General features: G+C 47.2%; 34 protein-coding genes. 15 read left to right on the forward strand and 19 right to left on the reverse strand.

What is annotated here, in order from left to right:
• Nucleotides 1–15: 15 nt before the first annotated feature.
• A complete protein-coding gene (locus EXW93_RS08720) occupies nucleotides 16–990 on the reverse strand; it encodes a phosphotransferase (RefSeq protein ID WP_174316372.1) in 975 nt (324 codons plus the stop codon).
• Between the two features lie 101 nt (nucleotides 991–1,091).
• On the opposite strand from EXW93_RS08720, the gene EXW93_RS08725 reads away from it, so the two are divergent.
• The 3 genes from EXW93_RS08725 to EXW93_RS08735 all read left to right on the forward strand — a co-directional run bounded on the left by EXW93_RS08725 (nucleotide 1,092) and on the right by EXW93_RS08735 (nucleotide 2,295).
• Nucleotides 1,092–1,490: a VOC family protein gene (locus EXW93_RS08725; RefSeq protein ID WP_023468461.1), complete on the forward strand. Its 399-nt coding sequence runs from the start codon at nucleotides 1,092–1,094 to the stop codon at nucleotides 1,488–1,490.
• A 122-nt stretch (nucleotides 1,491–1,612) separates the two neighbouring features.
• Complete coding sequence (locus EXW93_RS08730; protein WP_058713156.1) at nucleotides 1,613–1,954, forward strand: PadR family transcriptional regulator; 342 nt, start codon at nucleotides 1,613–1,615, stop codon at nucleotides 1,952–1,954.
• Nucleotides 1,951–2,295 (forward strand): DUF1048 domain-containing protein, encoded by a 345-nt coding sequence (locus EXW93_RS08735; protein WP_338060537.1) that lies wholly within the window; start codon nucleotides 1,951–1,953, stop codon nucleotides 2,293–2,295. Before EXW93_RS08730 ends, EXW93_RS08735 begins: the two co-directional genes overlap by 4 nt.
• Before the next feature lie 50 nt (nucleotides 2,296–2,345).
• Here EXW93_RS08735 and EXW93_RS08740 read toward each other — a convergent pair whose 3' ends face one another.
• The 5 genes from EXW93_RS08740 to EXW93_RS08760 form a co-directional block, all read right to left on the reverse strand.
• The gene (locus EXW93_RS08740; protein ID WP_058713157.1) at nucleotides 2,346–2,699 is read right to left on the reverse strand and encodes a hypothetical protein; all 354 of its coding nucleotides are present in this window, start codon (nucleotides 2,697–2,699) and stop codon (nucleotides 2,346–2,348) included.
• Entirely contained in the window at nucleotides 2,696–2,911 is a 216-nt protein-coding gene (locus EXW93_RS08745) for a helix-turn-helix transcriptional regulator (protein WP_023468465.1), read from the reverse strand. The genes EXW93_RS08740 and EXW93_RS08745 overlap by 4 nt, the downstream gene beginning before the upstream one ends.
• Before the next feature lie 112 nt (nucleotides 2,912–3,023).
• Nucleotides 3,024–3,422 carry a GNAT family N-acetyltransferase gene (locus EXW93_RS08750; protein WP_058713158.1) on the reverse strand — a complete coding sequence of 133 codons (399 nt, stop codon included), beginning with the start codon at nucleotides 3,420–3,422 and terminating at the stop codon, nucleotides 3,024–3,026.
• Between the two features lie 19 nt (nucleotides 3,423–3,441).
• Nucleotides 3,442–3,786, reverse strand: a complete 345-nt coding sequence (locus EXW93_RS08755; protein WP_035397105.1) for a DUF3147 family protein — start codon at nucleotides 3,784–3,786, stop codon at nucleotides 3,442–3,444.
• The gene (locus tag EXW93_RS08760; protein ID WP_055968336.1) at nucleotides 3,767–4,171 is read right to left on the reverse strand and encodes a MarR family winged helix-turn-helix transcriptional regulator; all 405 of its coding nucleotides are present in this window, start codon (nucleotides 4,169–4,171) and stop codon (nucleotides 3,767–3,769) included. Before EXW93_RS08760 ends, EXW93_RS08755 begins: the two co-directional genes overlap by 20 nt.
• Before the next feature lie 74 nt (nucleotides 4,172–4,245).
• On the opposite strand from EXW93_RS08760, the gene EXW93_RS08765 reads away from it, so the two are divergent.
• The gene (locus EXW93_RS08765; protein ID WP_058713159.1) at nucleotides 4,246–4,602 is read left to right on the forward strand and encodes a hypothetical protein; all 357 of its coding nucleotides are present in this window, start codon (nucleotides 4,246–4,248) and stop codon (nucleotides 4,600–4,602) included.
• 12 nt (nucleotides 4,603–4,614) lie between these two features.
• Complete coding sequence (locus tag EXW93_RS08770; RefSeq protein ID WP_058713160.1) at nucleotides 4,615–5,382, forward strand: nucleotidyltransferase domain-containing protein; 768 nt, start codon at nucleotides 4,615–4,617, stop codon at nucleotides 5,380–5,382.
• On the opposite strand, the gene EXW93_RS08775 is transcribed toward EXW93_RS08770, so the two are convergent.
• Nucleotides 5,371–6,081, reverse strand: a complete 711-nt coding sequence (locus EXW93_RS08775; protein WP_023468470.1) for a class I SAM-dependent methyltransferase — start codon at nucleotides 6,079–6,081, stop codon at nucleotides 5,371–5,373. The genes EXW93_RS08770 and EXW93_RS08775 overlap by 12 nt on opposite strands.
• A gap of 183 nt (nucleotides 6,082–6,264) precedes the next feature.
• Here EXW93_RS08775 and EXW93_RS08780 point away from each other — a divergent pair, with 183 nt between their 5' ends.
• Nucleotides 6,265–6,900, forward strand: coding sequence for a homing endonuclease associated repeat-containing protein (locus tag EXW93_RS08780; protein WP_050677254.1), 636 nt, complete (start codon nucleotides 6,265–6,267; stop codon nucleotides 6,898–6,900).
• Between the two features lie 48 nt (nucleotides 6,901–6,948).
• Here EXW93_RS08780 and EXW93_RS08785 read toward each other — a convergent pair whose 3' ends face one another.
• Genes EXW93_RS08785 through EXW93_RS08795 form a run of 3 tightly spaced genes read right to left on the reverse strand, consistent with a single transcriptional unit; the run spans nucleotide 6,949 to nucleotide 8,220 of the window.
• On the reverse strand, nucleotides 6,949–7,359 hold the full coding sequence (locus EXW93_RS08785; RefSeq protein ID WP_055968344.1) for a DUF4362 domain-containing protein: 411 nt from the start codon (nucleotides 7,357–7,359) through the stop codon (nucleotides 6,949–6,951).
• A 17-nt stretch (nucleotides 7,360–7,376) separates the two neighbouring features.
• Nucleotides 7,377–7,883, reverse strand: a complete 507-nt coding sequence (locus tag EXW93_RS08790; RefSeq protein WP_058713161.1) for an SRPBCC family protein — start codon at nucleotides 7,881–7,883, stop codon at nucleotides 7,377–7,379.
• Complete coding sequence (locus EXW93_RS08795) at nucleotides 7,855–8,220, reverse strand: ArsR/SmtB family transcription factor (protein ID WP_055968349.1); 366 nt, start codon at nucleotides 8,218–8,220, stop codon at nucleotides 7,855–7,857. The genes EXW93_RS08790 and EXW93_RS08795 overlap by 29 nt, the downstream gene beginning before the upstream one ends.
• 136 nt (nucleotides 8,221–8,356) lie before the next feature.
• Between EXW93_RS08795 and EXW93_RS08800 the strand changes: the two genes are divergently transcribed.
• Nucleotides 8,357–9,211, forward strand: coding sequence for a LysR family transcriptional regulator (locus EXW93_RS08800; protein ID WP_035397093.1), 855 nt, complete (start codon nucleotides 8,357–8,359; stop codon nucleotides 9,209–9,211).
• Here EXW93_RS08800 and EXW93_RS08805 read toward each other — a convergent pair.
• On the reverse strand, nucleotides 9,199–9,828 hold the full coding sequence (locus tag EXW93_RS08805) for a hypothetical protein (protein ID WP_023468475.1): 630 nt from the start codon (nucleotides 9,826–9,828) through the stop codon (nucleotides 9,199–9,201). The genes EXW93_RS08800 and EXW93_RS08805 overlap by 13 nt on opposite strands.
• 118 nt (nucleotides 9,829–9,946) lie before the next feature.
• On the opposite strand from EXW93_RS08805, the gene EXW93_RS08810 reads away from it, so the two are divergent.
• From EXW93_RS08810 to EXW93_RS08820, 3 genes are all read left to right on the forward strand, one after another.
• Nucleotides 9,947–10,714, forward strand: coding sequence for an SDR family NAD(P)-dependent oxidoreductase (locus EXW93_RS08810; RefSeq protein WP_058713162.1), 768 nt, complete (start codon nucleotides 9,947–9,949; stop codon nucleotides 10,712–10,714).
• Between the two features lie 62 nt (nucleotides 10,715–10,776).
• Nucleotides 10,777–11,574, forward strand: a complete 798-nt coding sequence (locus EXW93_RS08815) for an SDR family NAD(P)-dependent oxidoreductase (RefSeq protein WP_174316373.1) — start codon at nucleotides 10,777–10,779, stop codon at nucleotides 11,572–11,574.
• Between the two features lie 26 nt (nucleotides 11,575–11,600).
• Nucleotides 11,601–12,626, forward strand: coding sequence for a phosphotransferase (locus EXW93_RS08820; protein ID WP_174316374.1), 1,026 nt, complete (start codon nucleotides 11,601–11,603; stop codon nucleotides 12,624–12,626).
• 17 nt (nucleotides 12,627–12,643) lie between these two features.
• Here EXW93_RS08820 and EXW93_RS08825 read toward each other — a convergent pair whose 3' ends face one another.
• Nucleotides 12,644–13,891: a polysaccharide deacetylase family protein gene (locus tag EXW93_RS08825; RefSeq protein ID WP_235515894.1), complete on the reverse strand. Its 1,248-nt coding sequence runs from the start codon at nucleotides 13,889–13,891 to the stop codon at nucleotides 12,644–12,646.
• 193 nt (nucleotides 13,892–14,084) lie between these two features.
• Here EXW93_RS08825 and EXW93_RS08830 point away from each other — a divergent pair, with 193 nt between their 5' ends.
• Nucleotides 14,085–15,500, forward strand: a complete 1,416-nt coding sequence (locus EXW93_RS08830; RefSeq protein ID WP_023468478.1) for an NAD-dependent succinate-semialdehyde dehydrogenase — start codon at nucleotides 14,085–14,087, stop codon at nucleotides 15,498–15,500.
• A gap of 155 nt (nucleotides 15,501–15,655) precedes the next feature.
• On the forward strand, nucleotides 15,656–16,099 hold the full coding sequence (locus EXW93_RS08835) for an NUDIX hydrolase (RefSeq protein ID WP_023468479.1): 444 nt from the start codon (nucleotides 15,656–15,658) through the stop codon (nucleotides 16,097–16,099).
• A gap of 85 nt (nucleotides 16,100–16,184) precedes the next feature.
• Here the strand turns inward: EXW93_RS08835 and EXW93_RS08840 are convergent, their stop codons facing one another.
• Together EXW93_RS08840 and EXW93_RS08845 are read right to left on the reverse strand one after the other, a co-directional pair.
• A complete protein-coding gene (locus tag EXW93_RS08840) occupies nucleotides 16,185–18,200 on the reverse strand; it encodes a Na+/H+ antiporter (protein WP_023468480.1) in 2,016 nt (671 codons plus the stop codon).
• Nucleotides 18,201–18,256: 56 nt separating this feature from the next.
• Complete coding sequence (locus EXW93_RS08845; protein ID WP_055968356.1) at nucleotides 18,257–19,165, reverse strand: helix-turn-helix transcriptional regulator; 909 nt, start codon at nucleotides 19,163–19,165, stop codon at nucleotides 18,257–18,259.
• 83 nt (nucleotides 19,166–19,248) lie between these two features.
• On the opposite strand from EXW93_RS08845, the gene EXW93_RS08850 reads away from it, so the two are divergent.
• Nucleotides 19,249–19,773 (forward strand): dihydrofolate reductase family protein, encoded by a 525-nt coding sequence (locus EXW93_RS08850; protein WP_174316375.1) that lies wholly within the window; start codon nucleotides 19,249–19,251, stop codon nucleotides 19,771–19,773.
• 49 nt (nucleotides 19,774–19,822) lie between these two features.
• Here the strand turns inward: EXW93_RS08850 and EXW93_RS08855 are convergent, their stop codons facing one another.
• The 3 genes from EXW93_RS08855 to EXW93_RS08865 are packed head-to-tail and all read right to left on the reverse strand — an operon-like array spanning nucleotide 19,823 to nucleotide 21,790.
• Complete coding sequence (locus EXW93_RS08855) at nucleotides 19,823–21,043, reverse strand: cation:proton antiporter (protein WP_174316376.1); 1,221 nt, start codon at nucleotides 21,041–21,043, stop codon at nucleotides 19,823–19,825.
• A 3-nt stretch (nucleotides 21,044–21,046) separates the two neighbouring features.
• A complete protein-coding gene (locus tag EXW93_RS08860) occupies nucleotides 21,047–21,547 on the reverse strand; it encodes a cation:proton antiporter regulatory subunit (RefSeq protein WP_023468484.1) in 501 nt (166 codons plus the stop codon).
• A 24-nt stretch (nucleotides 21,548–21,571) separates the two neighbouring features.
• Complete coding sequence (locus EXW93_RS08865) at nucleotides 21,572–21,790, reverse strand: AbrB/MazE/SpoVT family DNA-binding domain-containing protein (RefSeq protein WP_023468485.1); 219 nt, start codon at nucleotides 21,788–21,790, stop codon at nucleotides 21,572–21,574.
• Nucleotides 21,791–22,037: 247 nt separating this feature from the next.
• Between EXW93_RS08865 and EXW93_RS08870 the strand changes: the two genes are divergently transcribed.
• On the forward strand, nucleotides 22,038–22,343 hold the full coding sequence (locus EXW93_RS08870; protein WP_035397073.1) for a hypothetical protein: 306 nt from the start codon (nucleotides 22,038–22,040) through the stop codon (nucleotides 22,341–22,343).
• On the opposite strand, the gene EXW93_RS08875 is transcribed toward EXW93_RS08870, so the two are convergent.
• Together EXW93_RS08875 and EXW93_RS08880 are read right to left on the reverse strand one after the other, a co-directional pair.
• Nucleotides 22,326–22,949, reverse strand: a complete 624-nt coding sequence (locus EXW93_RS08875) for a hypothetical protein (RefSeq protein ID WP_174316377.1) — start codon at nucleotides 22,947–22,949, stop codon at nucleotides 22,326–22,328. The genes EXW93_RS08870 and EXW93_RS08875 overlap by 18 nt on opposite strands.
• A gap of 3 nt (nucleotides 22,950–22,952) precedes the next feature.
• Nucleotides 22,953–23,522, reverse strand: coding sequence for a GNAT family N-acetyltransferase (locus tag EXW93_RS08880; protein WP_035397071.1), 570 nt, complete (start codon nucleotides 23,520–23,522; stop codon nucleotides 22,953–22,955).
• Nucleotides 23,523–23,652: 130 nt separating this feature from the next.
• Between EXW93_RS08880 and EXW93_RS08885 the strand changes: the two genes are divergently transcribed.
• A complete protein-coding gene (locus EXW93_RS08885; protein ID WP_174316378.1) occupies nucleotides 23,653–24,864 on the forward strand; it encodes an MFS transporter in 1,212 nt (403 codons plus the stop codon).
• The last annotated feature ends 14 nt before the right edge of the window (nucleotides 24,865–24,878 follow it).

The following is a 24,878-nucleotide window of genomic DNA, read 5'->3' on the forward strand; positions in this document are numbered from 1 at the left end:
TGCCTCTTTTTATGCTTATCTTACCGACATCCACTTGATCCAGAGATTCCGGTCGTGCGCTCGTAATTCTTTTATTGTTAAAACGACTTGTTCTGTTCCAAGTACTCGTTCCGCTTCAGGGATCCCACTTTTCCCGAGTGAGCGCTCCAGATTAAAATTCAGCCAGTCCAGCTTTCCTTGGACACTGCTATCGATGACGTGCGTCCAGTCGACATCAGGCAAACGTTGGTTTGTCGCGTAACCATCAAGAAATGCGCTAAATCGAACACGGTCAAACGTATCGTTTTCCTGCTTCGACCAATAACAGGCTGTCTCGAACACGTCGACCGCTCGATGAATCAGACCCGCAGACTCCCAATCAATCAGGACTGGACCCGTTGGTGTCCAGAGGATGTTCTTTGGATCGAGATCACGATGACTGACAATCCAGTCTACTGGCAGTTGTTTTTGCGCTCCCTGTGCTAATCTTTCTATTCGTTGCAGCTGTTCCTGCTCTTCCATGAATAGCTGCAGCCACTTTGCTTGCTGCCGTTTTCCTTCTTCTAAATGACCGTCCCAATCGATTGAAGTACTCGAGGTATCCGGCTTTAAAAAACCAGTTGTCGCTACCGTCAGTCCATGCAACCGTCCTAATTGAACTCCGATTTGTCGTGCATGTGCCGATCGAAGCTGGTCGGTTGATAACGTCTTGCCATCGATCCAGTCAAACAAAAGGTAATCCGAGCCGTCAATCGTTTGTACCGCTTGGTCTTTGATGCGACGTGCCGGTAATGCTGCTAAGTGAAATGACGCTTGCACGGCGACATCTTCTGACATCTTAAAATTATTTCGTGCTTCAGGGCGTCGCATGATGTCCGGATTCAATCGTTTTAAGACGTAAGATCCAGTCGTCGTCTGTAATCGCCATGTCTCATGCATGAGTCCGCCAGTCAATCGTACAGGTTCGCTAATCATTTGTCCTATTGTAAAACGTTCACAAATCAAATTCATCGTTTGTTGCATCCTATTCTCCATTTCGTTCGTTCCAACCGATCCATGAAATGCTACACTAGTTTTGCATGATTTCATTGAACACGAAGGAAGGTTTTAGTATGAAACAAATTCATCACATCTGCATTCAGACGACGGACTATGCTGCGTCTAAACATTTTTATGAACAACTTGGATTCTCCCTCGTTCAAGAGTCACCTGGTTTTCACGACCGCGCCTTTAACAGCTGGTTACGTCTCGGTGACTTCTATATCGAATTGCAAACACCCAAATCGGGTCAACCGTTCACTGATTATACGAAACAAGCAGCGGGTCCCGTCCATTTCGCACTTTACGTTGACGACTTGCAAGAAGAAGTAGCACGCCTCGAACGACTCGGGATGCCTTTCCTACCGAAACACGGCGGAAACATCTACTTCGTCGTCGATGGTCATCTCAGCAAATTAAAAGCACCCGAAGGAACAATCATCGAATTACGGGATACGTTTGCGATCTCTTAATTTCGATTCAACCGCCCATAATAAGGCGGTTTTTATATTGTCCAAACCAGTACTTCGTGTTACTATATAGTGGTAGTCATTAATACTAAGTAGCTGATTTATTAAGTATCGAGGTGAATAGTTTGGAAAATATCACAGAATTGCTCAAAGGTATTCTTGAAGGATGTGTACTTGAGATCATTAGCCGCGGTGAAACTTATGGTTATGAAATCACTCAACAGTTACGTCAACTCGGATTCTCAGATGTCGTGGAAGGTACAGTCTATACAATCACGATGCGCTTAGAAAAGCAGCAGCTCGTTCATATCGAAAAAAAAGCATCAACAATGGGACCTCCTCGAAAATTTTATACGCTAAACGAAGCAGGACACGATCGTTTACGTATCTTTTGGGAAAAATGGGCGTTCGTATCTGACAAAATGCAAGAACTGCTGCAGTTAAAACAAGAAGGGAGTACGAGATGATGAGAATATTCGAGCGGATCACCGGTAGTATGGAAGCTAAACGAGAATGGCGGTCGATGGAGAAGCGGGCTAAATCTCTTCCTCCTCGCTACTATGAGGCTTATCAAGCGATTCAACGCTATTTAAATGTCACGGGTGGACTAACGAGCTGGCAAAGTAGTCATCGTGTACTGACCGTCATCCTCGAGTTGATGGAACAAGCCGCCTTCGAGCAAAAACCAGTGACAGATTTCACTGGAGAGGATGTTGCTGCGTTTTGTGATGAGTTAGTGAAGGACGAGCAGTCTTGGCAAACATCGTACCGTCATAAATTGAATCAAACCATTCGTCAGAATTCATGATGACGTATGGAGGAAAGGGATGTGTCAGACACATTCCTTTTTTGTATTCATCAAATCCGTCGATTGACAAATATTAATATGATTGGAAAGAACAGGATTTGCCCTCCTAATGCTAGTAACAGAGCAAAATGAATGTCTTTTATGATCGACAGATTGACGAGAATCAAGATCAAGAAAAGATATCCGATGCTTACGAGATAAGCGATATGTCCACTACGAATTTTAACAATTCCTTGGCGCTCATCATACGGTTCCGTTGGCGAGAATACCGTTCCTGTGATACGTGACGTGACGCCAGCTAAAACGAGGATGATCCCGAGAGTTTTAGCCGCCGGATCTGTCATTGTTAAGTACAGACCTACTCCAATTAAAATGATGTCTAGTAACATATTGACTCGCTTCATTCTATTCCCTCCTCGTTCGTTCGATTCGGTGTAAAGATGTCTTCGATTCGCCGTTCAAACAGATCAGCTAGTGAAAACGCGAGGTCGAGTGACGGATTATACCGTTCTTTTTCGATGGAAATGACCGTCTGACGCGACACGTTCAATCGTTTTGCCAGTTCGCCTTGCGACCAACCTCGTTCTTCGCGCATCTCCTTGACCTTATTTTTCATGATTTCACCTCGTAGTCCCACTATATGTAAATAACACACCACCTGTCAAGTTTCCTTTACACCCTCTTCATACGCTCCCACATGATATATTGATTGTCGCTCCCGACCTGAATCAATCCCGCTTTTTCGAGTACTCGGATTGATGCTTGATTCGTCGACTCGTCTTCGCAAGTACCCCTGTCACTTCCGTTTGTTCAAACGCCCATTCAATCAATGCTAGAACTGCTTCCGTCGCAAACCCTTGATTGAGATACGCTGGTAACAGACCATAACCGATTTCGACCGCTTGTCGTATGTCCAGCTTCCCCTTGAATCCGATATCCCCGATTACTTGACCATCCTTTGTCATGACGAGCCAGCTGCCCCAGTATAGTAGTGAGGGATCTGACGCTATTGACATCAAATGCTGCTGAACTTCCGGTCCGTTATCGTAGTGCTGTTGTTGTAAACGTGTCACGTCATTCGCTGAACATGGATGAATCGTCAAGCGCTCCGTTTGAAGGATTACCATCGCTTTCGCTCCTTTTTGATTACGTTTGCCACCAATGTTGTAGTTGACGTTGAACATACCAACAAACGATAAAAAAACTTGTTGCACCAAGTATACTGTAAAAAACAGGAATCCCTAAGCGAATTAACCCATATAAGACGGCAAGCAATAAGAACGTCGCTGGTAATCCGAGTAACACACTCTTTAAGAATGTACTCAGTTCTGCCCGTTCACTTCCCTGTTTAACGAGCCAGGCAAAGCTGATCAGACTGACGACGGGCAATGCAGACAACACACCACCCAGTGACGGTGAACGCCGGGCGACTTCCGTGACGAGACCGATGACCAGTGCGCTCGACAGCACCTTAACGAGAAAAGCAGTCATCTGCCGCCTCCCGCAACAATCGAAACGCCTGTTCAATCGTCTGTTGTTCTGTTTTTGACATCGTAGCAAGGACTTGATTTAACCGTTCAGGATCGAGCTCGGTATGACGACGAACGATTGTATCTCCTAAGACTGTCAAACCAATCGTCACTTGGCGCTGGTCTTCTGGATTTCGCTTTTTTTCGATATAGCCTAATCTCTCCAACTTTTTGACGTGCTCAGACGTCGTATTATGTGAGAGGCGAAATGCCTCGGCAATCTGCTTGATCGTCGGATTCATCGCAAATTGAATGTATTGCAAAATACGCACACTTTGGTGAGACAGGTTTTCTTCGAACCGTGGATGTAATTGATAATAAATTTTTGCAAAATCAGCTGAAATCATAATGCTCCCCCTTATATCGTATAATCCGAATATATCGTAAATTACGATATATAACCAGAGAAAGAGGTATTTTCATGAAAAAAGTGTTAGCTACTATCGTATTGGTCATTCTTTTTCTCAGTGGATGCTTAGCGGAGACGACGATGACAACAACGGACCTCATCGCGGCGGAAGCCATTGAACAAGATCAAGACGTCATCCGCTTGAACGATCGCGTGTACCGACTAGATCAGGTTGTAACCGTCTCCGATCTCTCCTTGACTCCTGGACTACGTGTCCAAAAAATAGCATCCGAAAAGACGCTCGAGGACGGCATGGCAACTTATCTTAAGAGCGGTACGGTCATCTATCAAGAAAAAGATGATACGATGTTTATATATGTGCAGCGAAACAAGAAGTGGTATCGCTATCAATCCATTCCTGAAGGATGAGGAGGAAGACAGATGCAGTATCCTACGACATTGGGCACGAAAAATGGCTACATCCACAATCCAACTTCCGCTGAAGCGATTCCTGTCCGTTATCGTGCCGTGATTCAGGACGTCGTCGCCTATGTACAAACCTTATCCGCGTTTCATGGCGTGTACTTGTATGGCAGCGTCGCCAAAGGAACGGCGCGTCCCTTTGAATCCGACCTCGATTTTACACTGATTTTGACCGAACCGTTGACGGAAGAAGAACACATGCAGTTAGATGAACGGACGGAAGACTGGTTGAAGGACTATCCATTCGTCACCAAAATCGATTATGACATCGGTCTGCTTGGCGACGTCATACGGGATGACGAAGCACTTCGTTGGGGCGTCTGGTTGAAATCCGTCAACTTGTTTCTGGCAGGCGAAAATCTCCAAAGTCGATTTCCGTCCCTTCGTCCGACACGCGCTCTTGGCTTCGCATTAAACAGTGGGCTATCCGAGCAGTTGAGGTCTGATCTATCACGTCTAGAGAAAGGGCAAGTCACCTTGCTTGATTCGGATTCGATCGTGAAACGGATTGTTCGGAGCGCCTATCACCTCATCTTAGAGGAAGATCAAAGCTTCGTGCATGACCTCGAGACACTCCGCCCGATCCTGCTTCATTATTTCCCTGACGAACCGCGCTTTTTGTCACTGTTCGCCGCATACGATACAGACCAAATCGTTTCGCTAGAAGATGTCCACTACTTTGTGGACTGGTTCGCGTCTCGAATGCCGGACGAATCAATTCTTTAATCGAAACAGACCAGTCCACAGTCCAGCATGACCAAATAATGCCTCTGGATTGTCGACGGGTTTCATTTCCGTTAGTTCGATGACGTCGAATGCATCGAATATGGAGAGTAATCGCTCTTTCGTATAGCCGAGTCCGCCTTGGAGACTATTTTCTTGATAGACTTCCCAGTCTGTCAACGTCGCCCCGCCAAGCGGACCGCCCGCAACAAAACACGTTAATCCGAAATATCCTCCTGGTCGCAACATCTCCTTCATTCGCGTCACGTAGGTCAAACGTCGATGTGGCGCCATATGGTGAAAACAGCCTGAATCGTAAATGAAATCATATGTATTCTGTTCTGTCGTCTCTAGAAAATCTTGCTTTCGAAACGCAACGTGCGCTCCAGTCTGTTGTGCTTGTTCCGTTGCCCATTCTAACGCGGTTGATGAGAGATCCAGTCCTGTCATCGAGAAACCGTGTGCTGCGAGATAGATCGCATTTCGCCCCTGTCCTGTTCCGAGATCTAACGCGTCACCTGGCGAGATCCAGCCCTGTTCGACGTAGCGAACTAAGTTCTCGTCAGGAATGTTTTTAAAAAACGGGATCGGTTTCGTCCGATCTTCATAAAACTTGTCCCAAAACGGTTCTGGTTCACGCAATCGCGCATCAAGCATCTTTAAAATATCCTCCATCGTATCAATCGTCTGTGTTTCTGTCATTGATCAGTTCCCCCTCTTTTCTTCTATAATATTGTATTCGTGTTCAACCTCTTATTTTCCTGTATTTCTCGGATGAAAATGCGCTATTTTTCTTACCTTACGATATTGTTAGTATGTTCTCGCAATCGCCCATGCTACACTAGCCTTTAATTGAAACAACCATTCAAAAGGGAGATATCTTGCATGCGTCAACATCCGACTTCCACTTCCACCTTAGCAACGGATGAGAAGATCATCCGCTTGATTCAAGGTCTTCATCAAATGCACCATTCACCTATGAAAGCTACCCATTATCAAAAGTTAGCAGCTCAACTTCCTTATCCTTCTCTTGAAGAGATCAATGCCCGATTCGGTTCGTGGGCACACCTGTTAGAACGAGCTGGAATCGTCAAGACTTCCCATTTATCGACGAAAGAACGCATGACGTTAAACCGTCCCGCCGCGGTTAAGCGAACGAAACGGTGGTCGATCGAAGAGAGCGTCGCCTTTTATGTCGCACAAAAAGGAACGAACATGACGATTCGCTCCTACACAGAATTACGAGATTTACACCCAGAGATGCTAAGCGCAAATACGATCATTCGTCGTTTCGGCACGTGGAAAAATGCCTTAGCGCACTTCGACCTCACCTCGAACGGCTTCTTCACCGATCAAGACTGCTTAGACGCTCTTCAACAAGCTGCAGCCACACATGGACCACTTCTGACGAGTCAACAATATGCTAAGTGGGCGCGTGCGCATCAAGCACCTTCACTGACGTTGTTGATTGAACGCTTCTCCAGTTGGCGCGAAGCTTTACGTCGTCTCGAAATCGAATAAAAAGGATCGTGCCCGCTGATTGATTCGACGGGACACGATCCTTTTTGATTATTGTGTTGGCAATCGTAAGAGCTCATGATCCGCCCCTTCAGCGCATTGGCGTAACGTATAGACCGACTGTTCCTTCTCGCTTGTCTTGACGAGTCTCTTACAGACTTCGTTTTTACGATCATCGTCTGTTGTACCGAATTGATCACGCGATGAATCAGACGTGTATTGATACGACTTTCCATCATACTTGACGTCATACAATACTGGGTCTCCTTCAGTCGTAAATGCCGTGATGCGGATCTGATCTGATTTGCCTTGCGTTGACTTCTTTAAAAAGGACTCGAATCGGTCGCTGTTCGTAACATCATTCTGGACGATGATGTCGCCATTCTCTTTCGCCTCTTCCAACGTATATTTTCCACAACCGGCTAAACAAAGCAGACATACTATAAGACCGAGCTTCCGCATCCTTCACCGACTCCTTCTCAACGTTTCGTTAATAAGCGATCAAGGCGATACAGTTGCGACGTAAAGCCCTCCTTCATCCCCATACCGAGCACTTCTTGCAAGGCTGCTTCTGTCTCATAGGTCGACTCGAAGACAATCAACGTCGTCTCCCCGAGGTCGAGGAATGTCGTGACATTTTCGCTACCCGGTAAATGTTCAGAGATCGCCCCTGACGCGTCCGAGAAATAATCGGCATGACTATACGTGTTCGGAGAATCGATGTGTCTGAAAATCGCTTTCCCCCACGACTCCATGCCGTAAAAGTCACCTTGCGCCGGATCAACACAGCGCATGCAATAATGCCATACACCACCTGGTTGAAACTCAAACGTCTTGATCATCGTCTCCCAGCCTTCCGGTCCCCACCACGCTTCGAGTTGCTCTTTTTCTGTGAATGCAGCAAAGACATTATCTCGAGGAGCCTCACATGTCCATTCCATTCGTAAAGTCTTCCCCTCAATCGAGGTCTTCAATTCCTTTTTCATTCGTCCCGTCTCCCTTCACGTTCGACTGAATCTGCTTCAAATGTGCGTCTAGACGATGCATGCGGGCTTCCATTTGTGCAAGCGAGTTGCTCCACATGACGAGCTCTCGAAACGTTTCTGGGCGAAGGCTATACAAGCGACGATTCGCCTGCCGTTCGACAGTGATTAGTTCCGCGTCAAGCAACAGCTTTAAATGCTTCGAGGTTTGCGGTTGGCGTAAGTGTAGTTGTTCAGCTAACTCATTGACGGAGCGAGGACCATTTCGTAACGCTTCGATGAGTTGAATCCGTGTCGCGTCTCCGAGAGCTGAGAATCGTATTGGTATCCGATCATTCATATCCGTTCACCTCTTTATTTTATATATTCCCAATTTAGAATATTCCAAACTAAGAATATAAAAAATGCAAAATGATTGTCAGATGCGTTCAAATGGCGTAAGTTCTAAACAACCTGTATGAAAAGAGCGTGAACCAATGAAGACCGAATGGATGGAAGCATTCCTCGTCACCGCGGAGACCGGCAGCCTGACGAAAGCAAGCGAAGTACTGCATATGACGCAACCGGCGTTAAGTAAACAAATCAAAAGTCTTGAGAGTGCACTCGACGTCTCGTTGTTACACCGTTCGGCACATGGTGTCACGTTGACGACTGCTGGCGAAATCGTCTTTGAAGAGAGTCGTGAACTGCTTGACCGGATCGATCAGATGAAACGACGAATCGGTACGATCGACGAACGGACGACACTGACGCTCGGATCATGGCCAAGCGTCGCGATGACGTATCTCCCCCGTCACGTCTCGCGTCAAGCGACGGCCCCGGATCTTAAGTTGAAGACGGCGCATACGACGATCGATTTGATGCAAGGTCTTGAAGAACGCCGATACGATGCTGTCTTACTCGACGATCGTCACCATGTCCATCCGTATCATACGACCCATTTGTATACGGAGAACTTTTTACTTTATGTCCATCAAGACGATGAACGATTCACAGGCTGTACGTCTGTGGCGTTTGAGCAAATTCGTGACGCCTCTTTCTTGTCGCTTCCGATCGATTGCGATTCGACGAACATCCTAAAGGACGCGTTCATCGAGCGAGGTGCCGTCTACCAAGCAGAAAACGAGATGGAATTCGGTTCAAGCGTCCTCGGTTTCATCCGTGCAGGGCTCGGTATTGCCCTGTTGCCGGAGATTTTCCAAGACGGACTATCCCCAGAAATCAAGACGTTACCGGTCGACGGGTTTGATGTCGTCCGTGAATTGTCACTCGTCTCACGGGACGCCTCTCATCATGCGATTCTGCTTGATTTACTTGGTCAGTCGCGCTGAAGGTGCACTTGTAGTTCATGCCTCAGCCCATCGACTTGATCTTGTGAAATCGCCGAATCCGGTGTGTCACCGTACCGGACGAGATGGTAGATCGATGGATCAAGCGTGACATCAATCCGTTGTAACCATTCGCCGACCGTCTCTTCGGAGCGGCGGCGTTTTTGTCGTGTCAGTTGCCGATCGAACGTTTGTAACAGACGGCGAATCTCTGACTCTGATTCTTCACCAACAAGTGTTTGTCGTGTCGAACGATTTGGGGAAAACACCGGCGGCGGCTGCATTAAATCGTCGATTACATTCTCTCGTTTGCGTCGTTTTCGCAAACGCTTCAAGAAATAACGCACACTAAAGATGACAATCAGTAGTATGACAAGACCGATGACGCCGTAAAAGGTAGCAACACCTAAGGCATCCTTATCCGCAAATCCCCCGCTTTGGATGTCCATTTTTTGCTTGGTCGGTTTTCCTTCTTCTTTCCCGCCTCCATCAACCATAAATCGGGCTTGATAGGTTGCCGGATCATAAAAGAAATAACGATAAACTTCTGTACCGACTAGTTGAATAGCAGCAAGGCTCACGAGTGTTATACATAATGTCACAACTAAACCACGCTTCATCTCATCCCTCCTTTTCAATATTTTACCATCCCTACTCTACCTTGGAGTGATTTTTCTTTCTTTTCAGTCAATTTTTCATTAGAGTAAGTGATGACTCTCAATAAAAGGACGTGACATCATGTATCTTCCAAGTTTTTCGTTAACCGATCAGACATTTCTCATCACAGGAGCTGGTCGAGGCATCGGACGCGCGCTCGCCATCGGGATGGCTGAAGCCGGTGCTAACATCATTCTCGTCGCCCGGACGGAACGGGATTTGAAGGAGACGGCACAAGAAATCGAACGACTCGGTCGAACGGCTTACGTCTTCCCGTGCGACATCACTGACCGGAAACAAGTCGTCGAGACGGTAGCTCGTGCCTACGAACAAGTACCGCAGATTGATGGGCTCGTCAACAACGCTGGAATGAACATTCGTTCGAAGGCACTCGATGTAACAGAAGACGAGTGGGAAACGATCCAACAGACGAATCTGAAATCCGCCTTCTTTTTCGCTCAAGAAATTGGGAAACGGATGCAGGAGACAGGTGGAAGCATTCTGAACATCGCCTCGGTTGCTGGTCACGTCGCCTTACGGACCGGCGTCGTGTATGCGACGACGAAAGCGGCAATGATTCAGATGACAAAAGTACTGGCGCTCGAATGGGGACCACAAAACATTCGTGTCAATGCGATTGGACCGTGGTATTTTAAGACGCCGTTAACGGAACCATTGCTGAAAGATCCTACATATCTGCAAGACATCGTTGACGTGACACCGCTCGGTCGGGTCGGTGAATTAGAAGAACTGGTTGGACCAGTTGTCTTCTTATCGTCTGCTGCTGCCCGTTACGTGACCGGGCAAACGCTTTATGTCGATGGTGGGATGACGATTAAAGGTTTTTAAGACAGAAGAAGACGGATGCGCATCTGTCCATCCATCTTATCGTATCTGAAAGGAGCTTCATCATGTCAAAACGGATTGCACTCGTCGCTGGTGGCTCGCGTGGCGCCGGACGTGGCATCGCCTATGCCTTAGGTGACGCCGGAATGATCGTTTACGTCACGGGACGAAGTACGAATGAACAGACGACGGATCATCGAAGCGAAACGATCGAAGAGACGGCTGCTGGTGTCACGGCACGCGGCGGACTCGGCATCCCGATCGTTTGTGACCATACGAGTCTTGACGATATCGATCGTCTGATTCAGCAGATCCAGCACCGCCATGGTCGAATTGACCTCCTCGTCAATTGTGTGTTCGGTGGTTCGGAAAGCCACTTACCGTCTGGAACCGGACGACGGTTTTGGGAGCGACCACCGGAACATTGGGACGCGATGATGTCTGCCGGTCCAAAAGCGTACTTGTGGACGATTCGAGCCGCGATGCCATTACTGCAACAGAGTCCAGCTGCGCTCGTCATCAATCTGACGTCATTCACTCCAGATCAGGTGTCAGGAAACCTCTATTATGATTTAGCGATGCAAACGATTAATCGAATGACACACGTCATGGCGCAGGAGTTAGCTCAGACGACCATCTCCGTTATCGCGCTCTGCCCCGGTTTCATGCGGACGGAACGAGTCGTCGATGCCGGTTTCGCGAGTGCCGCGACTGAATCGACGACCTATATCGGACGAGCCGTTACAGCGCTGATGGCGGATGACGATGTTAGCCCTTATTCTGGACAAGCCGTCTTCGTTGCCGATCTCGCGAAGACCTATCACTTTACGGATCAGGACGGGACGCAACCACTACCGTTTTGACCTATACCGTTAGAGGAGTGTAAACTATGTGTCCTGAAGATAATCAATTGATTTCGCTCGCTTTATCACGATTTGGGATTTCATATGATTCTGCTCTAGATCATTCAATCTCTTTATCGACTTTCGGAATTCATGGTGACAAACATTATCGAATAATCTGTAATAGTAACGCTTATTCTTTACGCCTTCTTGCGGATGATCGATATAGTTCTGAGACAGAACTTGCCTCTGCATCTGATTTGAATCAGCAATTATACGCAACTGATAGGATACGTGCACACGGACTCCCCTTCATGAAACGCGTTCAACCGACAACTGACTCAAATACATTTTCAATGATTCAGGATGATGCTGGTCAAGCATGGCGCTGTATCCTCTTTGATTGGATAGACGGCACACATATTACTGCACAAACTAAATCATCAGCGTCAAAAATGGGTGCGTTGCTCAGGCAACTACATGATATACCGGTCGATTCGCAATTTTCTTTTCCGGTCGTTGACCATACCGTCGCCTACCAAAAATGGCATCATGATCTATCAAAGGTGGATACTGTCATCACCTCAATAGACCAACAAAGGTTAGGTAACTATCTCGATCTCGTCCAGTTCCATATCTATCAGGCACAACGCAGATTGAAGAACGATGTGCTACCTGTTTTATCAACAGACCTCAATGCACTAAATATATTATGGAAGAACAATCATATCGTCGGAATCGTTGATCATGAGCATATCGGTTACTCTGATCGTATACAAGACCTCGCATGGATCCTTAAATGGTACGCACGTAATGAAGGGATTCATTCTTTTAGCGTGTCCCCTGAACTAGCGCAAACGATTTTAGAAAACTATGACATGAATATTTTTGATCACGATGATTTTGTTCGACTTAAATCGTTACTCTGGCTTTCGGGTTGTTTCAATTTTCATTTCGTTCGACAAACATTTAATCTTTTATCTGATTCTATCGTTTCAAACGAGGAATTGAGCAATCACCTAGAACGTTACCGTCAAAGAGGAAAAGCTCTCCTCTCACTACTAGCTAGTTGATCAATCGAAGGACCATGTCACTTCCGTTCCGGTCGTGCTGGATCAAAGACTTCTTTCGCATCAAAGAATGGATCGAGTATGCTCGTATTTCCGGCAACGGCTTGACGTAAACGAATCCCATCAACGTTGATTCGAGCTTGGCGGAAGTAGTCGGGTCCAACTTGCTTCCACGCATGTTGACTCGCATCGACATTGAAGAAATAACGGAAACCGCTATCGATGAGCAAACGATATTTCTCACCCGAATACTCATGCCAATCCCCGACGTCACTGCCATATGGATAAATCAGTTGCGTTGTTTTTCCGATCAATGGTTCTACGTCCTGTTTGTAACGTTTAAGATCCGCGCGGATCGTAGGAACTGACTCTTTTCCGACCCAAATATGTCCATACGTATGACTCGCGAACTGCCAGCCGTCCTTGTTTAACGCGACGGCGGTCTGCTTCGCTTGTTTTCGTGCCGTTTCGACCTTTTCATTATGACCGTATTGATTGTAGGAGGAACGATACCCGAGCACTCCGTTATAGCCTGTGATACCGAGCAACCCTTTTGCTCCTTTATAGGAAAAGTCAGGATGAGACTGGACGAACGCATCGACAATCGGTACGAGATCATAAGCACCATCCGGCTTTCCAATCATCGCGTTGACAATTTTGCCATCCTTCACTTTTAAATTCTTCGCAAATCCGTCGCCTTCCATGTATTCGTAATAATTGACGTCGTCCTGCGACAACACGAGCGGTTGCTTTCCTTTTGGTAAACGGACGGGTGTCTCGACGATCTTCCCGTTCACCTCTTTTGCTAGGTCTGTTGGTCGGACGAGCACGTAATCGTTTTTATACAACGCATCCAAGATCCGTTCGAATTCCTGTTGCGTCACCATGTAATCATCGTACCCTGCTTCCTTCCGGTCGCCATCAAATGCTTGGTTTGGATCAGCAATCAATGAATGGAAGAAGAGATGCGGTACAGGTTTCGTCACAGGCAGGAGCGCCTGCTTTTTCTGTTCGTATTCCTCTTCCCTCTGTTTCGTCTCTTTTGCGCGGACGGGTTTCAACACTTTGATCGCCCGGTCATAATCGTACTGGGCAGCGTAACGATCAGCACGCTGTATCGTCTTTTCTATGTATGCCTGTTGCGAAGCTTGTCTTTTTTGCTGTGTCTCTCGTGTTTTTTCCGACTTTTTCTCGCTGACTTCGCTTTCCCCACATCCACTTAGTAGCAGACTCAGCGCCACACCGCCAATGATCCAGTTCCGTCTCATGTTTTTAGACTCCTTCATCAATTTTGACGTTTTCATTCCCCTCTATTCTAACTGTTCCCGATTGTTCAGTCGATTAACTACTTTTTTGAGTCATTCCGTTTCGTTATGACTGTCCATCCAAAGCGGAACTTCCGCTCACTCGTCTTGAGGTGTTTAATAAAGGACGTAATGAAATTCACGGAGGTGCAACAAGATGATTGAAAAGAACTTAATTAATGGTGAATGGTACGATACGACAGAAACGATTCCGGTCTACGACCCAGCAACGAAAGCATTGCTCGGACATGTTCCAGCAAGTTCAGCGGAAGACGCACAACGTTCCGTTGACGCAGCGAGCGAAGCATTCGTTAAGTGGTCAAATGAAACAGCAGACACACGCGCGAATTTAGTCGACGCCTGGTATCGCTTGATCAACGAAAACCGCGAGGAACTCGCCCGCATCATGACGACGGAACAAGGGAAACCGTACGTCGAAGCACTTGGCGAAGTCGATTACGGCAATCAATACGTCCGTTGGTACGCTGAAGAAGCACGTCGGATTTACGGTGAAACGATTCCGGCTTCTGTTCCAGGGAAACGACTCTTCGTCGAAAAAGAACCGGTCGGTGTCGTCGCAGCGATCACACCATGGAACTTCCCAGCAGCAATGATCACACGCAAACTCGCACCGGCTCTTGCAGCAGGTTGTACAATCGTCCTTAAACCATCAGAAGAGACACCGTTTACGGCACTTCGCCTCGTTGAACTAGCAGAAGAAGCAGGTATCCCTAAAGGGGTCATCAACGTCCTAACAGGTGACGCAGCAACAATCAGTGGCGTCTGGCAAGCGGATTCTCGCGTCCGGAAAATCACGTTCACAGGTTCAACAGCCGTCGGGAAATTGATCATGCGTCAAGCAGCTGATACGATGAAAAAATTGTCACTTGAACTCGGTGGACATGCACCCTTCATCGTCACGGAAAATGCGGATCTCGACAAAGCTGTCGAAGGCGCGATGCGCTCGAAATTCCGAAACGGTGGTCAAGCGTGTGTCGCGACGAACCGCTTCTACGTGCAAGCATCTGTCCTTAATGAGTTTACGGAAAAATTCACAGCTGCCGTCAAACAACTGCAAGTCGGTAACGGGATGGACGCCGACTCGACAGTTGGTCCATTAATCAATGCGAAAGCCGTCGCAAAAGTCAAAGCACACATCGATGACGCTGTCGCAAAAGGGGCAACGATCCTGACTGGTGGTACGATTGACGAATCTGTCGGCTACTTCGTCACTCCAACCGTGCTTGCAAATGTCACAGAAGACATGCTCTGCATGCAGGAAGAAACGTTTGGTCCGCTCGCACCGATCTCTGTCTTTGAGACACTCGATGAAGTCATCGAACGGGCGAACAACACACCATACGGACTTGCAGCTTACGCGTTCTCTGAACGCATCGATGAAGCATTGATGCTCGGAAAACGACTCGAATACGGGATTGTCGGTCTGAACGATGGCGCACCATCTGCTGCACAAGCTCCATTTGGTGGCTATAAAGAGAGTGGTCTTGGCCGTGAAGGTGGCGTCTACGGCATCGAAGATTATCTCGAAGTCAAATACTTGTCGCTCGGTTAATCAATTAAACATTTCGTTTGAAACAAACGATCTTTACCCATAGGTCACCCCTCATTTCTTGAGTGAAATGAGGGGTTTTTGTTTGGCATGCTTACATACTATTTTGTAAGGTATGATTGAATTCAAATGATTATACGAAAAGGAGTGATTTAAGAATGGATGTCATCACCTTCGGGCAACAAGAACAGAACCAACACTACATAACAAGACCTGCTGTTTATGCGGTCATGCGCGACTCTCAAACAGGTAAAATTGCCGTCATTCAAAAAAAGGACGGTAAGTTGTTTCTTCCAGGTGGCGGTATCGAGACCTATGAGACGTATGAAGACTGTCTTAAAAGAGAGGTACTAGAAGAAACGGGGATGGACATCGAAATCGGTGATTTCATCGGACGAGCCAATCAACATTTCTATTCACAAAACGAAACGGCATATTATTTGAACGAAGGGCAGTTCTATCGTTGTGATGCTGGGCAGAAAGTACAAGATCCGATTGAGGATGATCATGCCTTACGATGGATCGACCCGGTTGAAGCAATCGAACATCTATTTCACGACCATCAACGCTACGCAGTCCAAAAGACGCTATACATGATTTAAATCAAGACGCACAAAAGGAGCACGATTCTCTTTTTCAGAGAAAACGTGCTCCTTTTAAATATGTGACAAACGAACAGTCTCGTTGTTATTCGACGTATTCGTAGAGAACGACACTCTCGATGTAGTGAATGAAGCGACGTAATTCCTTCTCCTCTTCGTTCGAGAGATCCCCTTCTTTCGACATATTCGCGATTTCAAGACGCTGAACTTCGATCGCTTTCAAGCAAAGTTCTTCTTTTTGCTGATCGACGTCCTTGCCACCGATTGGTGACGACCAACGCGTATGTTTGAAGCGAAGTCGTTTATAGAATTCCAGCACACTTTGAACGACGTCTGGTGGGTACGATGAGCGGCAATTCTCGAGACGTTCGATCACTGTGCCCATTACCTTTTCATACAGTTCATGCTCGACTTGTGTCATTTGAATCAACGCGTCAGATGACATGTTCGATCGTTTCCGCTTCCACCACAATTTTCGAATCGGTTGGACGATTTGGAAACGCGAATCCTTGCCGATCGCCTTACGACGGTTTTCGATCGAGCGGAAGACATCCTTCTTCAACAGATCCGGCACCTTGTGCTCAGCGACGAAACGTTTTGATTCTTCCTTTTCCCACTGGACGGCTTCCAGTCGCAGTGCTTTCAATTGATCATTGAATTGATCGAGCTCTTCCTGACTTTTTTCCTGTGCCCGAAGCAACCGAAGCATGACATGATACTCATTAAGGAGATCAAACGCAACGACCGCATTGTCTTCGTCCGTCACTTGTTTGATTTCTGAGATTGCACGGCGAATCATCCGTTGTTTTTGGGCATTCAGGTCGAGTGCGATCGGTGTAGCCGCTTCTCCCCGGTTCAAGACCGGTAAGAGAATCGTTGCGAGAACGAGTGTATAGATGATGACTCCCGCTGCAAGGAAGATGATCAATGAGCGTTCCGGGAAGGCTTCGCCGGACTCCGTCAAGAACGGTAATGACAAGACCCCGACCATCGTGATCGTTCCGCGAACCCCGACCAGTGTCGTGATTAAATCTTGTTTGAAGGACGGTCGACGATGATCGCGGTCCTCTTTTTTAAAGAACCGATGATCGAACCAATTGAAGAACATCGTCCAGACGAGACGGATCGCGAGAATGAATGAACCGATTTCGATGACATATAGCATGAGACGCCAGTTGTTGATCGCATCATCTGCAAAAATCTCGCGTGTCGCTTCCGGCAACGTCAAACCGAGCAATAAGAAGATAATCCCGTTTAACGTATACGCAATCATCGTCCAGATGTTATCCGTCAACGTCTGCTCTTGTGCAAAGAACGTTTCCGTCCGTTCTTTGATCAAGGCATGCAAGATACCACCTGTCACGACGGCGATGACGCCTGACGCGTGAAACCCTTCTTCGGCGATGAAGAAGATGATGAATGGCGTTAAAATTTGCAATAAGGCATAAAAGACAACATCTTCAATGCCGGCGCGACGCAAGCGAACCTTGAGAAAGTTCATCGCGAGTGAAATCGTCAATCCGATCAATGCTCCGACGATGAACATGTAGAAGAACTCAGTCGTTGCGCTTTGAAGCGAGAAATACCCTGTGACGACAGCAGCGACCGCATAACTGAACGCAACGAGTCCCGATGCGTCATTGATCAGCGATTCTCCACGGACGAGCGTCAGAATCTGTTCTGGAATCTGGACACGTTTCGCAATCCCGTTGACGGCAATCGGATCGGTCGGCGATAAAATCGCAGCTAAAGCAAAGGCAGCAGCGACTGGAATAACTGGAATCAACCAGTTGATGAAGTATCCTCCGACGATCGTCGTCAACAAGACGAGAATGATCGCGTTCCCGAAGATCGCTGTCCGCATCCGCCATAAATCTTCTCGTGGGAAGTGAGAACTATCGTTGTAAAGTAACGGTGCGATGAATAAGAGGAGGAACCACTCGGATTCGACCTCGATCGTCAAACCACTCATCAGGAGAGCGGCGACGGTTCCGGCAATGATTTGAATCAAAGCCGTTGGGATGAAACGGATGTAATGTCCGATGACTTGCGTCAATAAAATAAGCGCAAGCATCAATAAAATCAATGATAGTGTTTCCATGGAAGACCCCTTCCTCTATTGTTTCTTTCTACCTATATCCTAACATAGTTTTTTAATCAATCCTGTCCGAGCGCCTTATCGGACCGTTGCACAGCAATCATTTCTGCTGCTTGACGAATCAACTGCTCCCGGAGTTCGAGTGGTTCAAGGACTCGCACTTCCGGACCGAGCCGCATCAATTGGCGTCCGAGATACGGCAGTTCGGTTTCCGGAACCAACCATGTTCGTTCCGACTGAATCGGTAAAATCCCCTCTAGCAACCGTTCGCCTAATGGTGATACTTCCAGTTTCACCGTCGTCATCGGTACACGTGTCATGTCTTGTTCCAAATCTGAAAAGGTTAACTCGGTTGCTGGCAACTCATGAAGCGTCACGTCTTTGATCCGATCAACACGGAACTGGCGATACCCTCGATTCGTCTGTCCATAGAAGTACCAGCGATTCTGTTCGAACGATAAACCAATCGGATCTACGACGATCATGCGTTGTCCTTTTGTCGTCTCATACAGAATATTCCCCATCCGTCCGCTCTCTAACAAGTCGAGTAACGCTGGATTTTGCGGCGACGGTGGTGTGTCGACCGTTTGAAAGCGAAAGCGGTCTTTCCATTTTACAATCTGTTGCTCCGTCATTTTCGGTAACTCGTTCGCATAGCGTTCAGCGACTTCCTGTCGAATCGTACCGAATGGAAAATCGGGAATCTGTCCGACCCATTCCAGAAGGATGAATAAGACAATCGTCTCTTCATCCGTCAAGACGAGTGGCGGCATGTTCCGGTGCGGCAGCATCCGGTACCCCCCCGCTACGCCTGGTTCGCTGTAGATCGGATAACCATTTGCTTCAAGTACCGTCATGTCCCGTTGAATCGTCCGGATCGACACCTGACATTCTTCCGCAAGCATCCGTGCAGAGAAGTGTTCCCCCCGGTTTAACAAGCGGACTAAACGCCATTGTCTCGTATTCATACATTTCCTCCTCAAATAACGACATCTTTTGTCGTCATTATACGCTAAGATGAAGTCACACGATGCAAAAGGAGGAATTATGGATGTCACAACCTACGACCGTTCTTTATATCGCTTGTAGTCTTGACGGGAAAATTGCTAGACTCGACGGTTCACTTGATTGGTTATTTGCCGTTGCCGGAGACGGGGATAATGGTTATCAAGCGTTCTATGATCAAGTCGGTGCCGTCATCATGGGACGAAAAACATATGATGAGGTCCTGCAACTCAGCGAGACATACCCTTACGCAGATATTCCGAGTTATATCTATAGTCGGACGCAACGAACGTCTGAGACGGTCACCTATACGGATGAACCGCTTGATCAACTGCTTGACCGGATCACGCCAACGATCGAAGGTAACGTCTGGCTTGTCGGTGGTGGCGAATTGATTCAAGAAGCGTTGCGTTTAAAACGCATCCGCTCGATTGAACTGGCAATCGCCCCTGTCATTCTCGGAACAGGTATCCCACTGTTTCCGGAAGGGACGAATGAAACGAATCTTCGTTTAATAGCGAGTCGCCATTCGGGACAATTCCTGATGGCGACGTATGAAGTCTTGACTTAAACAACAACAACCGGTTCGGGAAAGCGAACCGGTTGTTCGTTTATATCAGTCAGGCATTTTTCTTCGTTTTTTTCTCTTTTGGTTCCGTCCACTTAAAGATTTTATTCATGACGTTGTAAATCCGTTTTGATTCCTTCGTCATCAACGGTCCGAGGATGGCGAGAATCAAGACGTACAAGGCTGAGAATGGTGACAAGATGTCCATCAACCCACCAGCGATTCCGAGATTCGCGACGATGATCGAGAATTCCCCACGCGAGACAATCGTCAAGCCGATGTTCGAGGATGCTTTGTGTGACAAGCCTGCTTTACGCCCCGCAATCATACCGGCCACGTAGTTCCCGATGATCGTGATGACGACGGCACCGAGTGCGAGCCAGACGGCGTCAAGTAACATCGTCGGATCGATGCTCAATCCGAAACTGAAGAAGAAGATCGCACCGAAGAAATCACGGAATGGGACGACGAGATGTTCAATCCGCTCGCCTTGATCGGTTTCCGAGAAGACGAGACCGAGTAACAACGCCCCGATCGCTTCCGCAACATGAATTGTTTCCGAGAATCCGGCGATGAAGAACAAGGCAGCAAAGACGACGATGATGAAGACTTCATCCGAGGCGATCTTTAGCATCTTATTCAAAAGCGGTGTTGCCTTCCGAGCGACGATGAAGAACAGCAACATGTACCCGAGGGCGATCAAGATCGATGTGAGGGATGCGAGTAATGTCGTCCCACCTCCGAGAAGCAGTCCCGATAAGACCGACAAGTAGACGGCGAGGAAGATATCCTCGAACATGATGATTCCAAGAATCAGCTCCGTCTCCGTATTACCGGTCCGGCGGAGGTCAACGAGGACTTTTGCAACGATCGCACTCGAAGAGATCGTAATGATCCCGGCGATGACGAGTACTTCATAGAGTGGGAATCCAGCGATGAACCCGTATAAGATACCACCGGTAAAGTTAATCGATAAATAGATCGTTCCGCTCGTGACAATCGATTTTCCAGACCGAATCAACTTACCGACCGAGAACTCGAGTCCGAGATAGAACAAGAGGAATAGGACGCCAATTCGTCCGAGGAAACTGATGAACTCAGCACTTTCAATGAACTTGAAGTCTAGTATCCCGATTGTCGGAGCGTGCGGTCCAACAATCATCCCGAGAATAATCAGAAACGGGATGATTGAGAAATTGAGTCTGTTCGCGAGCACTGCCGCGATCGCCACTAAGATAAGCGCGGTACCGACTTCAAATATGAGATGATCCATATATTATCCGCCTCCTTCGATTGAGAATAATGCTTTCGTGATGTGACGGACGTTTTGACGTTCTCCTGACAGGACAATCGTATCTCCCGCTTCAAGGCGCGTTTCTGGTCCAGGATTTAACGATTTCGAACGGTCATGTTTAAGCACTGCAATGATCGAGATGTCATATTGGTTACGGACATCGAGTTCCCCAATCGTTCGATTGTTGACCTTTGAATCCTGACCGACTTTGAACCACTCGATGACGAGATCATCAAACGCGAGTTCAATTTTTTCAAGATCCTTTGGCTTATAAGATAATCCTCCGAGAATCCCTGCCATCTGACGAGCTTCTGCATCATTGAACGTCACGCTCGAGATGCTCTCATCAAAATCATCGTCATCATAATGATGCATTTCGCGTCGTCCGTCGTCATGGACGATGACGACCACCTTATCTCCTCGTGTCGTGATGCCTTCGAACTTCCGTCCGATTCCTGGTAAATCTACTTCGCGCATATCCATCTGTTATTTCCTCCTTTTTATTTTTTACAAATGATGATTCGCTTTGTGGATGAGCGTCTTGAACGTCTCATCGCTCAATATATCTTGAAGGTCATGCAGCTGTTTCAAATCCGCTTTCGCCATGATGACAAACCCGTCCTCCTCAATGAATGCCACGCGATCTCCTTCCTCCACTTGCAAGGCCTGCCGAATTTTTTTGGGGATGGTGATCTGTCCTTTTGACGTTAACTTTGATAGCTCCATCACGAACTTCCTTCTTTCTGTGTTTTTCTTGTATTCCTTACTTCCTTACTTTTCTTATTTCCAATATAACATAGTTCTAAACTTATTCCGAGTGTTTTGCTTTGAATTAAAATTTAAAAATCGATTTTCTTTTTGTTCAACCGTATGCATACGATTATTTTCAAGACATCTTACAATAAACATAGAAAAACGCATCCTAATCTAAAGGGATGCGTTCTTCGTCTTATTGTTATTCGGAGGTGATTTTATGTCGCAATTATTTTTAATTGCGTTTGTAATCTATATTTTATCGTTGAACGTGGCAGCAATCTATCTTATCTATAAACGAATCGTACCAGCTGTAGTCGCCGGCTTAACAATTCTCTTCCTGATTCCAACCGTCAGTTGGACCGTCATGGTACTTTTTGTATTCGCTTTATTCGTTACACCAGTCATGGATTGGTTTGAAGGTTTAGAAAGTCTGATTAACCTGATGTGGATTGGTCTGCTGAACGGATGCTGCTACATCTTATTCGGGATCGTCAAATGGGTCATTTCAATGATTCGGAGATGATTCTTTGGTCGGAACAATCTTTAGCCCTTTTTCACCTAAGTGATGGAAGGAACGTTCAATCGCTGTTTCGATATATCCATCCAATTGACACGGCAACAAGATATCATATTCTTGTAGCAGAACGGTTCGTCGATCCTCCTCTACCTCTCTAATGAAATGCGGAAGTGCTTTCCATCTCGACTGCACACTCACTTCATGAAGCGCTCCGTTGATCGCTTGTTCATTCCAGTTCACGAACGGAGCAATGCGTGTATTGTACCGCCTGAAGTCATCATGATACCTTGAACCAATCGAGGCGTCAGCTATGATCGCTTGCCGTAACCACCCCATATAAAAACCGCGTAACCAAATATCATCCGCTATCAGATGGACGTAATAGCCACTTCGAAAAGATGGATTCCAAGACGCCGAGTCTCTCCAAAACGCTTCGTAGTCAATCGCTCGTGTTCCGCTCGCTAATTCACCCGTATAATAGTGGGCTTGCTCCTTCTCGTCGTGGCGTGCATCAGGAGCGATCGTACCTATAAGGAATCGAGCAGGGTCTAGTTCCGGAAGTAACGTAATCAATCGTTGTCCGATGTAGGCATGCATTAGTCGTGAACCCATCGCTTACTTCCCTTCGTAATCGCTACGCGTGATCGCGTAAATTTTTAAGTCCCAGAAACGCTCTTTAACGAATAAAGCACTCCGCGAGATCCCTTCGAACGTCATACCGATCTTTTCCATGACACGAGCAGATCCATCATTCCCAACAAAACAACGGGCTTGCATGCGCTCGAGTCCGAGTGTCTCAAAGCCGTACTGCACGAGACGCGCTGCCGCTTCCGGCATCAAACCTTTCCCCCAGTACTCGCGCGACAGCGCATAACCGAGTTCTGCTTGCTGTTGCTCAAACGAGACTTTGATGAAATCAATCGTTCCGATGACTCGTCCGTTCGTTTTGTCTTCAATCGCCCAAGGTGCCGGATTCCCTTGTTCGTATTGACGAAGGATGTGATCGACGAATTGTTCAGAATCCGTGAGGCTTTTATGCGCATGCCAGCTGACATAACGCGCCGTCTCTTCATCTTTCGTGTAGGCATAGATATCTGCTGCATCTTCTGTGCGAACCGGTCGCAAACGAAGTCGTTCCGTTTCAAGTACAGGCAAAGCTTGATATAAATCGATGGTCGTTAACATGATTGAACCCTTCTTCCTTTGATTTTTTCCAAGTATACCCACTCTTCCATAAAAAGTATAGAGATATACGAAAACGTTATCTGAATTTTCTGGTATACTATTGGAAAATGATGTAAGAAAGGATGCTGTCATGTCTTCTCGGGAACGAATCCTCTTAAGTGCGCTCGGTATTTCACAGTTTGGTGACTTCATTTATCTCGTTGCGATCAACGTATACATCTATCGCTTGACCGGCTCTGCGTCAGCCGTTGCTGCGCTTTGGATCATCAGTCCGGTCGTCTCTCTCGTCATCAAGTCGTTCGCGGGAAGTTGGGTCGACCGATCCGACTTACGTCGACTATTGATTCAGACTGATTTGTTGCGTGCTTTCTTAATCGGTATCATGCCATTTCTACCACTATCGTTGCTTTACATCGACTTGATCGCCTTAGCCATCATCAAAGCGGTCGTTGAACCGGCAACGTTGACCTACATCACGACGCTTGTTCCTCAAAACGATCGGGCGTCGTTCAATGCCTATCGTAGTCTGATCACGTCTGGTGCCTTTTTGATCGGGCCTGCTCTCGCTGGAGGACTGCTCTATGTTGCTTCTGCTGACGTTGCCATTTGGCTCAACGCTGTCTCGTTTTTCGGATCAGCTGTCCTGCTGATGCGCTTGCCGCGTTTTACTGCTGCGGTCGAACGAGGGATGCGGCTGCAAGACATTATATCCGATTGGCGGCTTGTCTATCAGTTCAGCAAAAGTGCACGCTACGTGACCGGATTGTATATCCTCGCGATGCTGATGATGATCGCGACACTTGCGCTTGATACACAAGAAGTCATCTTTTTACAGCGAAGCATCGGGTTATCGGAAACCGACTATGGTTTACTGATGAGTCTGACTGGGATTGGTTCCGTCTCCGGCAGCTGGGTCGTCGCTCGCTACGCTAAAACCCTCTCCGTTCGGATGATGCTGACGATTGGCTATGTATTTGTCGCTGCCGGTTACATGCTGTATGCAAGTGCGAATTCGTTTTCAATCGTCTGTATCGGTTTCTTGTTGCTCGGTTGTTTCCACGCATTTGCGGGGACCGGTTTCCTAACGTTCCAACAAACGAATATTCCACTACACTTAATGGGACGCTTTACGAGTCTTTACGGAGTCGGTGTCAGTCTGCTACAGATTCTAGCGATCGTCGGCATCGGTCTGCTCGGTGATATCTGGTCGATTCGCTTCAGTACGATTCTATTTGCCTGCCTCCTCGTGATCGTGACAATCTGTTTTCTCGGATTGATTCTCCTCCCGCGCAAGCAACGGTACTTTACGACGAACGAAGTTAAAGCAGAGCGACACGCCTAAAAAACAGGGAACCC

This window comes from Exiguobacterium sp. JMULE1 (assembly GCF_013337175.1).
GTDB lineage: Bacteria > Bacillota > Bacilli > Exiguobacteriales > Exiguobacteriaceae > Exiguobacterium_A > Exiguobacterium_A indicum.